Raw genomic sequence first — 11,861 nt, forward strand, 5'->3', positions numbered from 1 at the left:
TTTTAGATCAATAAACGCCCCCTCCTAGCGGTGGAACCAATCATAAAGCGTTTGCGCCATTTGCGAATTGATGCCAGGCACCCGAGCAAACTCGCTGGCGGATGCATTTCGCATCTGCTTGAGCCCGCCAAAATGAGTAAGTAAAGCCTTTCGACGCTTAGGGCCAATACCGGGAATTTCATCGAGCGTCGATTGCTTGCGGGCTTTGCCGCGCCTTGCACGGTGTCCTGTCAGGGCAAACCGGTGAGCCTCATCGCGCACCTGCTGCAAAAGATGCAGCGCGGAGTCTGCCGGGCCAGGAATCATTTCTTTCCCGCAAGGCAAGTATAATGCTTCGAACCCCGGCCGCCGGCTAGGCCCCTTACCGATCCCCATCACTCGTATGCTGGCGTGCAGATCCAATTCTTGAACAACTTTCCAGCCACGCTGCATTTGACCCTTGCCGCCATCGATCAGCAGTAAGTCGGGCATGCGCCCTTGCTCTTTCAAAACACGCTGATAGCGCCGCCGAATTGCTTCTTCCAAGGCTTCATAATCATCCCCACCCGCTGCAGGATTTACATTAAAATACCGGTAATCCTGTTTGCGTGCCCCCTGCTGATCGAACACCACACAGGAGGCCACCGCTTTTTCACCTTGCGTATGGCTAATATCGAAACACTCGATGCGGCGAATCGGCTCACTGCTTTCAAGCAGCGTTTCCAGGGCCAGAAAGCGAGCCTCCATGTGTTCCCTTGCCGCCATTTCCGTGGCCATGGATTGCTGGGCATTGGTCTGCGCCATGCTAATCCAGGCGGCCCGGTCGCTGCGCACGCGCCAAGCCAACCGAACTTTCTTAGCCCACTGCTCCTCCAGCGCTTGCTGCAAAGCCTCAGCGCCGGGAATCTCCATACACAGCAATATTTCCTGCGGCTTGACCGGGTCTTCTCTGTCACCAAGGTAATACTGAGAGAGGAACGCCTCGAGGATTTCGCTGCGATCGTCCTCTCCTCGGGTATCAGGTCGGAAGGTGCGATGGCCAAGAATTCGGCCATCGCGGATCATCAGCACCTCGATTATGGCAAGGCCATGACGGGTTTCGATGGCCACCACATCCAGATCGCCTTGCCCGGTTTCTGCGTACTGCTTCTGCTGAACTGCCTGAATCGCCGCCAGCTGATCGCGTAGCAGGGCGGCTTTCTCAAATTCCAGCGCCGCAGCGGCGGCTTCCATATCAGTGCTGAGCTGGTCCGCCACCTCTCGACTCCGCCCATCCAGAAAGTCTGCCGCCATTGTTACCTGACGGGCATAATCCTCTTCGCTCACTAAGCCCACACATGGCGCTGTGCAGCGATTAATCTGATGCTGCAAGCACGGACGAGTGCGATTTCGAAAGTAGCTGTCACTGCAATTGCGAACCTGGAAAATCTTCTCGATTAACGATAGCGCTTCTCGCACCGCACTGCCGCTGGGGTAAGGGCCAAAATACTGGCTCCCCGCCCGGCGGGTTCCCCGGTGAAAGGTGACACGGGGAAAACGATCAGAACGGGTGATGCGTATATAAGGATAGGATTTGTCGTCGCGAAGCAAAATGTTGTACGGCGGCTTAAGCTCCTTGATGAGTGACTGCTCAAGCAGCAGCGCTTCGACCTCACTGCCTGTCACTGTGGTCTGGATATCGCGAATCCGCCCTACTAGAGCGCGGGTTTTCACGCTCGCCACATTCTTCTGAAAGTAACTGTTTAGGCGTGCCTGTAGATTACGTGCTTTACCCACATACAAAACGCCACCCTCTGCGTCCAGCATGCGATAAACACCGGGTTTGCGGGCACAGTGGAGAAGGAAGTGTTTGGGGTCGAAATTAGACAAGGGGGCATCTCAACACAGTGTGGCGAGGTAATTGTATCAGCACTGCCCTAGCGATTTCCCCCTGTGTAAGGCGCAGCGGTCAGAATACCGAGTTTTCCACTGCATCCAACATGCCATGGCGCACCGCTAGAAGCGCCATTTCCACATCACTAGTCACGCCCAGCTTATCGAATATTCGGTACCGATAGGTATTGACGGTTTTGGGTGAGAGGCAGAGCTTATCTGCCACGTCCTGCACTTTATGACAACTGACGATCATCATCATGATTTGCAATTCACGTTCGGATAGCATGTCCAGCTGTGACCCTTCATCTCCAGAATAGGGCTTGAGCGCCATAACCTGGGCAATCTCCGGGCTAATATAGCGCTGTCCGGTAGCCACAATCTTGATGGCGCGGACCATTTCTTCCAAATCTGCGCCTTTGGTCATATAACCCGCGGCGCCCGCCTTCATCAAGCGCGAAGGAAACGGCTCATCTTCACACATGGTCACGGCAATAACTCGGATTCCCTCATCCACTCGCAGCAACTTACGTGTGGCTTCTAGCCCACCGATGCCAGGCATTTTCAGGTCCATGAGCACCACTTCTGGCGCCAACTCCCGAACCATCTGTATGGCCCGCTCGCCTGAATTCGCTTCCCCGACAACCTGCAAACCATCAACTTCGTCCAGCATTCGAGCAATGCCGGTGCGGACCAGATCATGGTCATCCACTACCAATACTTTGATCATTACTATGCCCCCGGGCAGTTCCCTTGCCCGCCAGTGTGCTATTTTTCTTTCGATTTTATAGGCATAAGACTACCCCTTGTACATCGACGTGCATAGAACGCCGTTAACAAACGGGATACCTCTGGTCAGTTTTTCTCGACCATGCACACTGGCGCCATTAGCCTTTAGTCACGTTGACCAAACAGTCAAAAAAGCGAACCATATAGCAACATGGTCAGTTTCATCTGGCCATTTTTTCAACACGGGTAATGGCCGTCACTAACAACGACAAAAGGCAACTCATGAGCGCAATCATTTTGCTCCTGCTGGGGCTCGGAGGCATGGCCGCTGGCTATTTCGTTTATTCGCGTTTTATTGCATCGCGCATCTATAAACTGGATCCGAATTTTCGCACTCCTGCCCACGCATTTGAAGACGGCATCGATTTTGTTCCCACCAATCGGTACGTGCTTTGGGGCCATCATTTCACCTCAGTAGCAGGTGCAGCGCCTATCGTCGGCCCTGCCATTGCTGTTATTTGGGGTTGGCTGCCTGCCTTTCTCTGGGTAGTGCTGGGCACCATTTTCTTTGCCGGTGTCCACGATAGCGGCGCCCTGTGGGCCAGTGTCCGTAACCGAGCGAAATCGGTTGGGGCGCTCACCGGCGAAGTGGTTGGCCGCCGTGCGCGCACTGTGTTCATGATCGTTATCTTCCTAGTACTGCTGATGGTCAACGCGGTATTCGGCGTGGTGATCGCCAAGCTGTTGATCAACAACCCCGGCGCCGTTGTCCCTGTCTGGGGGGCCATCGCAGTAGCCTTAGTCATCGGCCAACTTATCTACCGCCGGGTGATTGGATTAGGACTGGTATCGGTGCTCGGTGTTGCCGCCCTGTATAGCTTGATTTATGTGGGACCGAGCGTACCCATAGCGCTGCCTGATCAAGTCATGGGGCTGTCGGCTAACGCCAGTTGGATTCTGTTGTTATTCGCCTATGCCGCAGTGGCCTCTCTACTGCCGGTCTGGATGCTTTTACAACCTCGCGATTACATCAATGGCCTGCAATTGTTTGTTGGCCTAATTCTACTTTACGGCGCGGTTCTGCTGGGCAATCCACAAGTGGTCGCGCCCATGATCAACAGCGACATTCCTGCTGGTACGCCCTCACTGATACCGCTGCTGTTTGTCACTATCGCCTGTGGCGCGATCTCGGGCTTTCATGGGCTGGTGGCCTCAGGGACTAGCTCCAAGCAGCTGGACAAGGAAACCGATGCCCGCTTTGTTGGCTACTTCGGCGCCGTGGGTGAAGGTGCCCTGGCACTGGCGGCCATTATTGCCGCCACCGCCGGCTTTGCTTCTTTGGCGGACTGGCAACCGGTTTATACTGCTTTTGGGCAAGGTAGCCTAACTGCCTTCGTAGACGGCGGTGCGAATATTCTTGCCAACGGTATGGGCATGGATGCAGGCGTAGCCGCCACCCTGCTCACTGTAATGGCAGCGCTTTTTGCCGGCACCACAATGGATACCGGTTTGCGCCTACAACGCTATATTTTTCAGGAATGGGGCGAAATCTATCAACAGAAATGGATGACTCGCCCCCTGCCTGCCACACTACTCGCCGTAGCCAGCTGTTTATTACTAGCGTTTGGCGCCGGCGGTGCAGACGGCTCCGGCGGCCTGCTTATTTGGCCATTATTTGGCACCACTAACCAATTGCTTGCCGGGCTGACCTTGCTGGTCATTACTATCATGCTGGTAAAACGCGGTCGCCCCGCCATCTACACTCTTGCACCGCTGGTGTTCCTGCTGGTGATGACACTTTTTGCCCTGTTGATGCAGCTGAAAAGCTTCTATGAAAAACAAGACTGGTTCCTGTTGGGGCTAGACCTTGTGGTGCTGGTCGCCGCACTCTTGGTGACGCTTGAATGCACCGCTTCTCTCAAACGCGCCTTTAAGGCTCCGCCGGAGACCGTTTAATGGCCACGCCTAGGCAATGGTTTAAGCGTATTAGTGAGCTCAGCGCACAATATTATAATGCGCCCTATCGTGCTGCCATTGCCCGAGCTAAGCGGGATGAGGAAGACCTGTTTATGCTTTTGGTATTCTCGGAAATGATGGGTGTGCCCAATCCCGCCGCTTGGAGCACGCTGGAATTACAGCCCCTGCTAATGGAACGTTTCCATGATTGGCACACCCGCATGGGTATGGAACGCTCGCCCCTTGACCACTTCCGTTGCTGCTGATGACCAACGCCCGAACATTCAACACACTTGATCTAGATGCCCTGCTGGCCTCCCGCGCTTTGCTTATGGTGGGCGGCAAGGGTGGCGTAGGCAAAACCACCACCGCCTCAGCCCTAGCGGTCCGTGCAGCGGACCAGGGGAGCAAGGTGTTGCTGGTCTCCACGGACCCAGCCCACAGTCTGGCAGACGCCTTTAATCGCCCTATCGGCAATCAACCGACCGTTCTTTCTCCCGGTTTAACCGCGCTAGAGCTTGACCCGGATGACGAAGTAGAGGCGTACCTAGAACGAGTAAGTACGCAAATGCGCCGATTCGCCACGCCGGATCAATTTCGTGAGCTGGATAAACAGCTACGCCTCAGTCGACAGTCGCCTGGAGCCCAGGAGGCAGCCTTGCTGGAACGTATCTCCCGGTTGATTGATGAGGACAGTCACGACTACGATCTGCTGATCTTTGACACTGCTCCCACCGGCCACACCCTGAGATTATTAAGCCTTCCAGAAGTGATGGCCGCCTGGACCCAAGGCCTGCTTCGGCACAGCGAAAAAGCGCGTAAGCTGGGTCAAGTGCTGGGCCATCTTACCCCAGAGAAAAGCATAGACAGCCCCCTACAGGACCCCACCGAGCACGCCACCAGCGGCTTGGATCCACGCAGCCAGGAAGTGGCCGACACCCTCATGGCGCGACAGCGCCTGTTTAATCGCGCCCGCCGTCAGCTCACCAACCCGAGCCATACTGCTTTTATTTTCGTGTTGACCCCTGAGCGGCTGCCCATTCTCGAAACCCGGCGCGCGGTAGCCTCGCTCCAGGAGCATGCCATCCCAGTGGTCGGCGCCGTGGTCAACCGGGTGCTGCCTGATGCCGCAGAGGGCCCCTTTTTCGCTGCACGCCACGCACGCCAAAAAGCGCACATGGAAGAGCTAGCCAACGCGTTGGGCTCACTGCCTCGCAAGGATGTGGCGTTACAGAAAGATGATATTCAGGGCTTGGAGGCAATCCGACAATTTGCCGGATTACTGGGGAACGTTGATCGCTAGGCATTAGCCCGATCCTGCTGCGTGGGCCCAGTTGCGCCGCAGAACAGCATAAAAAAAGCCCGCACTCATTCGAGTGCGGGCTTTTTATTTGGCGGAGGGGGTGGGATTTGAACCCACGGACGGTCTCCCGTCGCCGGTTTTCAAGACCGGTGCATTCGGCCACTCTGCCACCCCTCCAAGGTGGCAGCAATAATACATGAGCAATAAGGCCAGTCAACGGCGCAGCGGCAATACTGTGCATGACTGGTTAGGTTTTAATCAGTACGGCTTAATTATTCAGTCATCAGCTGAAATAACAGCGGAGGATTGGTTGTTTAGCGTGCCCGTATTGGGCTTGGCTGACTCCCCTCTACGAACACACCTGCGAGCACCATGAAAACCTTGTTTAGCGCTTGATTTTGGGCTCCCCGCCCTTATGATCACAGGTACAATTAGCAAAGATGAGTGAAATCATGAATAACCCGACTAACCCCTACTCTGCCCCCCACCAGCACGGCATTGCCGTTTCCGGGGAGCGAGCGGCCCAGGTACTGAAAAACACCTATATGCTGCTGGGGCTGTCACTCGTCGTGGCAACCAGCGCGTCTTGGTTTGCCATGGCCAGCAACATCGGTTTCGTCAACGTGTGGCTGACCATCGGCGTCTACTTTGGTTTGCTGCTCGCCACCAACGCACTGCGTAACAGTGCCTGGGGCATTCTGGCTGTCTTTGGCCTGACTGGCTGGCTGGGCTTTACCACCGGCCCTATCATCAATATGTATACCCAGATTCCTGGCGGCATGGAAATTGTGACCACGGCTCTGGCAGGTACAGCTGGTATTTTCGTGGCGATGTCTGCCATTGCTCTGGTAACCCGCAAGGATTTCAGCTTCCTCACCAACTTCATCATGATCGGTGTTTTAGTGGCGTTCGGGGCAAGCATCGCCAACATCTTCTTCGCGATTCCGGCTCTAAGCCTGGCGGTATCCGCTGCCTTTGTGCTGCTCTCTTCCCTGCTCATCATGTGGCAGACCAGCGCTATCATCCATGGCGGTGAAACCAACTACATCATGGCGACCGTCACCCTGTTCGTATCCATCTACAACCTGTTTATGTCCTTGTTGCACCTATTGACGGCGCTCAGCGGTAACGATTAATGCGTTTCTCGCTACTGGTCAATGCGGCGGCAGATTCTGCCGCCGCATTGACCGCCCTTCACACCGCACAAGCGCTACACAACCCCTCCTCTGACCATCAACTCTATTGCTTGTTTCTCTACCGCGATGCGGTGCATCTGGCCAATCGCCATGCTTGGACTGGCGACGCAGAGCAGGCCAGTGCCGCCCAGCAGTGGCAGCAATGGATTGCCAGCCAGAGCGTTGAGGCGATGGTATGCGTCGGTGCCGCCCAGCGTCGTGGTGTCGTTGACTCAAACGCCGCAACCACTCTGGCTGAGGGCTTCTCTCTTGCCGGGTTAGGCCAATGGGCGGATGCACTTATTAATAGCGACCGGGTGATTCAGTTTGGCTAGCCAGACCCTGTTTATTGCCACCGGCAGTCAGCCGTTTTCCAGCCAATTTCAGGAAATGCTGGATATGTTGCTTACCGGTGCGGCGTTCGGTCAAGCCACCACGCTCTGGCTGACACCGCCCTGTCTTGCCATGTTACGGTTATGCCCCAATCAAACGCTGGCCCAGCTGGCTGAATTTGGTGTTCGCTGTGTGGTGGACAGTGATGAAGACTGCCCTGTTCCCGCGGACGCTCTTTGTGCGGACGAGCTGTTATCATTACGTACCCAATGCCATCAAATTCTGGTTTTCTGAATGTTGCACCTGCTGGGATTCTCTCCCGACAATTACAGCCTATGGCAGCGCTTTAGCACGCTTTACAGCAAAGGCGATGTCTGTGTTTTCACCGATGCAGGCCTATTACTTGCATCACAGCTGACACTGAAAGGCGATGGCTACCTGCTCGCGCATCCAGCATTGCAGTTGCCCGACAGCACTTTGCCAGTGATTGATCATGCCCAACTGGTGGAGCTGATAGCCGAGCACGGCGCCTCTACCAGCTGGTATTGAATGACATTTTCACGGGCTTTGCTTTACCGAGTACGCCCGCCCCTCTCTGCGAGACGGAATCATGACTGAACATGCCTTTGCGCCTTTTGTGCGTACTCTGGGCCGCGGTAAACGCGCCCGCCGCAGCCTCACCCGCGAAGAGGCCCGTGAGGCCATGCAGGCCATCCTTGATGGAGACGTCGAAGATATCCAACTCGGCGCCTTTCTGATGTTGCTGCGCGTAAAAGAAGAAACCCCCGATGAGCTGGCGGGCTTTCTCGATGCTTGCCGCCCGGCTTGCTACCAGGCGCTTGGCGAACTGCCCGCCGTGGATCTGGACTGGCCCAGCTATGCCGGCAAGAAAAAACATCACCCCTGGTATTTGCTCGCCACCGTGCTGCTAGCGGCCAATGGTATCCGCACCTTGCTACATGGCGGGCCGGCGCACACGCCGAATCGGGTCTATACCGATGCGCTTCTACCGAAGCTGGGCTTGCCCGTTGCCGACACTGTGACACAGGCCCAGGCGCACCTTGAAACACACGGGCTTGCCTATCTGCCCCTCGAGCAGTTCTGCTCGCCATTGTCGCGCATGCTCACCCTGCGCCACTTCCTGGGATTACGCTCGCCGATCAACACATTGGCCCGCAGCCTCAACCCCGCCCAGGCACCACTGTCCATGCAGAGCGTTTTCCACCCAGCCTATATTGAGCTGCACCAAGGTGCCGCCGCCCTAGCCGGTGATCAGGATCTACTGCTGTTCAAAGGTGAAGGGGGCGAGCTGGAAATCCGCCCGGATGCACGCACCCAAATTCAAGGCATTCGTCATGGCCAAGCGCTGCAAAGCGCGGTGCTCGACAGCACCATACCTCGGCAGACTCCGCCGGATGCCCCCAGTGCAGAAACGCTCTTGAAGGTGTGGCGCGGGGAAACCTGTGATGAGTACGGTGAACAGGCGGTGATTTCTACCGTAGCGGTGGCACTGTGGGGCCTAGACAAGGCAGATTCATTGCAGAGTGCGTTAAAAGAAGCCGCCGCTTTGTGGGAAAAGCGCGATAAAAAACGGCTCTAATGACACCTATCGGATTGTGCGAATTGTGTGAATTGTGCTCTTAGGTATTCGCCCTACAAACAGTGCGTTGTAGGGCGTGTCAAACGTAGCCGTAATGCGGTATTGAAGCGATCAGGGTTTGAACCAACCAAATTTAGGATGCAGGCTGACCACGCTGCCAACAATTATCAGGGTGGGGGCGTGAATTTCACGGCCTTCGATATCGTCAGGTAGCTGATCTAGCCTGCCGGTAATCACCTCCTGAAGGTTAGTCGTGCCTCGTGACACCAGCGCGATGGGTGTGTCGCCCCCACGGCCGTGGGCGATCAGCTGGCTGCAGATTTCTCGCAAGCCCACCAACCCCATATAAAATACCACTGTCTCAGTTTCGCTGACTAAATGTTTCCAATCCAGATCCACCGAGCCATCTTTACGATGCCCGGTGACGAATCGCACGGATTGAGCATGGTCACGATGGGTTAGTGGAATACCCGCATAGGAAGCGCAGCCGCTGGCCGCAGTAATGCCTGGCACCACCTGAAAATCGATACCTTCCGCCACAATCAGGTCAATTTCTTCACCGCCACGGCCAAAGATAAAAGGATCCCCGCCTTTCAACCGGCAAACCTTCTTGCCTTGTTTAGCGTAATGAACCAGCAACTCGTTGATGTTGTCCTGGGGCAGCGCGTGCTTGTCACGGGCTTTACCCACATACACCAGCTCCGCATCGCGACGGGCCAGATCTACAATACCCTTGCCGACCAGGCGATCGTAGAGCACCACATCGGCTTTTTGCAGCAAACGCAGCGCTCGGAACGTGAGCAAGTCCGGATCCCCAGGGCCAGCACCCACCAGATACACTTCGCCTCGGCTAAGGGTTGTTGCGTCGGCAGATTCGATCGCAGCGGCGAGCATGGCTTCTGCCTCACTGTCCTTGCCGGCCAGCACTTTTTCCACGACTGGGCTATCCAGTGTTTCCTCCCAGAATAAACGCCGGGCACCGATGTTACTGAGCTTGTCTTTCAAGGGCTGACGGAAACGCGCCATCAGGTCAGCCAGTCTTCCCCAGCGCGCCGGCAAAGTGGATTCCAGCTGGGCTCTTAGTTTCCTGGCCAGCACTGGCGAAGCACCGGAGGAGCTGATACTGATTAACACCGGGGAACGGTCGACAATGGCCGGAAAGATGAAATCACCCAGCGAAGGATCGTCGACCACATTCACGGGCAAACCCCGTTGCTGAGCCTGTTTTGCTATCTCAGCATTGGTACTGCGATCATCGGTGGCACAAATAACCAGAGCGACCCCGTCCAGATCTGCGCTTTCAAACGCCCTGACCACGCAGGAACCGCCGCTACGCACCACAATATCGCGCAGCTCATCGCATACTTGCGGGGCAACTACAGTCAAAATCGCACCTGATCGGTGCAGAAGGCGCCCCTTGCGCAACGCCACTTCGCCGCCGCCGGCCAACAAAGCCACCTTGCCTTGTAAACGCCAGCTGATCGGTAGAAATTCCATGCTTGCTCCCAGTAAACGCCAGACGCTGAGTGAATGATGCCTGACACAAACAGCGGCAAGCCTGTGTTAAAGGCATGCCATGCGACGAACGCAATGGTCGTCGTTTGTGCCTGAGCAACACTATTTCAGGCGTTCCAGACCTCTCATGTAGGGACGCAGTGCCTCAGGAACAGTTACTGAACCATCATCGTTCTGATAATTCTCCAGTATCGCTACTAAAGTACGCCCTACTGCCAGAGCAGACCCATTCAAGGTATGTACCAATTCGGGTTTACCGGTTTCCGGGTTGCGCCAGCGAGCCTGCATGCGACGTGATTGATAATCACGGAAGTTGGAACAGGAAGAAATTTCCCGATAGCACTGCTGGCTGGGAAGCCAGACTTCGATGTCATAGGTTTTGGAAGACGAAAAGCCCAAATCACCGCCACAAAGAATCACCACTCGATATGGCAAATCCAGTTTCTGTAAAATGGCTTCCGCATGGCCGGTCAGTGCCTCCAGCGCCGCATCGGACTCTTCAGGGCGAACCATCTGCACCAGCTCCACTTTTTCGAACTGATGCTGGCGAATCATACCGCGGGTATCTCTACCGTGGCTGCCCGCTTCAGAACGAAAACACGGTGTATGACAGGTATAACGACGGGGCATGGTGTTCGCTTCGAGAATTTCATCCGCGGCCAGATTAGTCACCGGCACTTCAGCGGTGGGAATCAAATAGAGTTCACGCTCACCTTCTATTTTAAACAGGTCTTCAGCGAACTTGGGTAGCTGGCCAGTTCCTCGTAGCGCTTCCGGCCCCACTAGGAAAGGCACGTACACTTCCTGATAGCCATGCTCGTCGCTGTGTATATCCAGCATAAAATCAATCAGCGCCCGGTGCATGCGGGCTAGGCCACCGCTCATCACTGCAAAACGTGCACCGGAAAGCTTAGCCGCGCGTTCAAAATCGAGCCCGCCCTCCAGCGCTTCACCAATATCCACATGGTCCTTCGGCTCAAACGGCAGTGTTTTCGGTGTGCCCCAGCGGCGCACTTCCACATTGTCGTCTTCATCATTGCCTGCAGGTACGGCTTCTTGCGGGACGTTGGGAATGCCCATCAGGTATTCACGAATTTCGTCCTGAATCGCCTTGGCACTGGCCACTTCCTTATCCAGTTCTGTATCAATGGTCTGCAGGGCGTCGGCCACCTGTGCCTTAGCCTCATCCACCGCCATACCGGACTTAATCAACTCGCCCACCTGCTTGGAAGCTTTCTTGCGATCCGCCTGTAATTCCTGGGAGCGCATATCTGCTTGCTTGCGCTTGGCATCCAAGGCGGCAAATTCCTCCAGGTCCAGGGTGTAGCCGCGTTTGCTCAACGCCGCCTTGATCGCTTCACCGTCCTGCCGCAAGGCACGAATATCCAGCATGTATTTC

12 protein-coding genes and 1 tRNA gene are annotated in these 11,861 nt (G+C 55.6%); 8 read left to right on the forward strand and 5 right to left on the reverse strand.

Annotated features, from left to right (window positions below):
• Window positions 1-24: 24 nt before the first annotated feature.
• Both uvrC and uvrY read right to left on the reverse strand, forming a co-directional pair.
• The gene (gene uvrC, locus Y017_RS00360) at window positions 25-1,848 is read right to left on the reverse strand and encodes an excinuclease ABC subunit UvrC (protein WP_011588587.1); all 1,824 of its coding nucleotides are present in this window, start codon (window positions 1,846-1,848) and stop codon (window positions 25-27) included.
• Between the two features lie 79 nt (window positions 1,849-1,927).
• Window positions 1,928-2,581: a UvrY/SirA/GacA family response regulator transcription factor gene (gene uvrY / locus Y017_RS00365; protein ID WP_011588586.1), complete on the reverse strand. Its 654-nt coding sequence runs from the start codon at window positions 2,579-2,581 to the stop codon at window positions 1,928-1,930.
• A 281-nt stretch (window positions 2,582-2,862) separates the two neighbouring features.
• Here uvrY and Y017_RS00370 point away from each other — a divergent pair, with 281 nt between their 5' ends.
• From Y017_RS00370 to Y017_RS00380, 3 genes are read left to right on the forward strand one after another with little or no spacing between them, the layout of a single operon-like run.
• A complete protein-coding gene (locus Y017_RS00370) occupies window positions 2,863-4,536 on the forward strand; it encodes a carbon starvation protein A (protein ID WP_035458222.1) in 1,674 nt (557 codons plus the stop codon).
• A complete protein-coding gene (locus Y017_RS00375) occupies window positions 4,536-4,802 on the forward strand; it encodes a cory-CC-star protein (RefSeq protein WP_011588584.1) in 267 nt (88 codons plus the stop codon). The genes Y017_RS00370 and Y017_RS00375 overlap by 1 nt, the downstream gene beginning before the upstream one ends.
• Window positions 4,802-5,839, forward strand: a complete 1,038-nt coding sequence (locus Y017_RS00380; protein WP_051428666.1) for an ArsA family ATPase — start codon at window positions 4,802-4,804, stop codon at window positions 5,837-5,839. Before Y017_RS00375 ends, Y017_RS00380 begins: the two co-directional genes overlap by 1 nt.
• Window positions 5,840-5,928: 89 nt before the next feature.
• On the opposite strand, the gene Y017_RS00385 is transcribed toward Y017_RS00380, so the two are convergent.
• Window positions 5,929-6,016 (reverse strand) — tRNA-Ser (locus Y017_RS00385).
• Between the two features lie 275 nt (window positions 6,017-6,291).
• Here Y017_RS00385 and Y017_RS00390 point away from each other — a divergent pair.
• The 5 genes from Y017_RS00390 to Y017_RS00410 all read left to right on the forward strand — a co-directional run bounded on the left by Y017_RS00390 (window position 6,292) and on the right by Y017_RS00410 (window position 8,947).
• Window positions 6,292-6,975 carry a Bax inhibitor-1/YccA family protein gene (locus Y017_RS00390; protein WP_011588582.1) on the forward strand — a complete coding sequence of 228 codons (684 nt, stop codon included), beginning with the start codon at window positions 6,292-6,294 and terminating at the stop codon, window positions 6,973-6,975.
• Window positions 6,975-7,349 (forward strand): sulfurtransferase complex subunit TusD, encoded by a 375-nt coding sequence (gene tusD, locus Y017_RS00395; RefSeq protein WP_035458224.1) that lies wholly within the window; start codon window positions 6,975-6,977, stop codon window positions 7,347-7,349. Before Y017_RS00390 ends, tusD begins: the two co-directional genes overlap by 1 nt.
• Window positions 7,342-7,641 carry a hypothetical protein gene (locus tag Y017_RS00400; protein WP_035458226.1) on the forward strand — a complete coding sequence of 100 codons (300 nt, stop codon included), beginning with the start codon at window positions 7,342-7,344 and terminating at the stop codon, window positions 7,639-7,641. The genes tusD and Y017_RS00400 overlap by 8 nt, the downstream gene beginning before the upstream one ends.
• Complete coding sequence (locus Y017_RS00405) at window positions 7,642-7,896, forward strand: hypothetical protein (RefSeq protein WP_011588579.1); 255 nt, start codon at window positions 7,642-7,644, stop codon at window positions 7,894-7,896. It begins immediately after the preceding gene.
• Window positions 7,897-7,957: 61 nt separating this feature from the next.
• Window positions 7,958-8,947, forward strand: a complete 990-nt coding sequence (locus tag Y017_RS00410; protein WP_035458228.1) for a glycosyl transferase family protein — start codon at window positions 7,958-7,960, stop codon at window positions 8,945-8,947.
• Window positions 8,948-9,058: 111 nt separating this feature from the next.
• Here Y017_RS00410 and cysG read toward each other — a convergent pair whose 3' ends face one another.
• Window positions 9,059-10,444, reverse strand: coding sequence for a siroheme synthase CysG (gene cysG, locus Y017_RS00415; RefSeq protein WP_035458229.1), 1,386 nt, complete (start codon window positions 10,442-10,444; stop codon window positions 9,059-9,061).
• 120 nt (window positions 10,445-10,564) lie between these two features.
• A complete protein-coding gene (gene serS, locus Y017_RS00420) occupies window positions 10,565-11,854 on the reverse strand; it encodes a serine--tRNA ligase (protein ID WP_011588576.1) in 1,290 nt (429 codons plus the stop codon).
• Window positions 11,855-11,861: the final 7 nt, after the last annotated feature.

The sequence above is a fragment of the Alcanivorax sp. 97CO-5 genome (genome assembly GCF_000524665.1).
GTDB lineage: Bacteria > Pseudomonadota > Gammaproteobacteria > Pseudomonadales > Alcanivoracaceae > Alcanivorax > Alcanivorax borkumensis.

Bases quoted from the DNA above. Each gene is read 5' to 3' on its own strand.
- uvrY (WP_011588586.1), bottom strand. From the start codon at position 2,581: ATGATCAAAGTATTGGTAGTGGATGACCATGATCTGGTCCGCACCGGC.
- Y017_RS00370 (WP_035458222.1), top strand. From the start codon at position 2,863: ATGAGCGCAATCATTTTGCTCCTGCTGGGGCTCGGAGGCATGGCCGCT.
- Y017_RS00375 (WP_011588584.1), top strand. From the start codon at position 4,536: ATGGCCACGCCTAGGCAATGGTTTAAGCGTATTAGTGAGCTCAGCGCA.
- Y017_RS00380 (WP_051428666.1), top strand. From the start codon at position 4,802: ATGACCAACGCCCGAACATTCAACACACTTGATCTAGATGCCCTGCTG.
- Y017_RS00390 (WP_011588582.1), top strand. From the start codon at position 6,292: ATGAATAACCCGACTAACCCCTACTCTGCCCCCCACCAGCACGGCATT.
- tusD (WP_035458224.1), top strand. From the start codon at position 6,975: ATGCGTTTCTCGCTACTGGTCAATGCGGCGGCAGATTCTGCCGCCGCA.
- Y017_RS00405 (WP_011588579.1), top strand. From the start codon at position 7,642: ATGTTGCACCTGCTGGGATTCTCTCCCGACAATTACAGCCTATGGCAG.
- Y017_RS00410 (WP_035458228.1), top strand. From the start codon at position 7,958: ATGACTGAACATGCCTTTGCGCCTTTTGTGCGTACTCTGGGCCGCGGT.
- cysG (WP_035458229.1), bottom strand. From the start codon at position 10,444: ATGGAATTTCTACCGATCAGCTGGCGTTTACAAGGCAAGGTGGCTTTG.
- serS (WP_011588576.1), bottom strand. From the start codon at position 11,854: ATGCTGGATATTCGTGCCTTGCGGCAGGACGGTGAAGCGATCAAGGCG.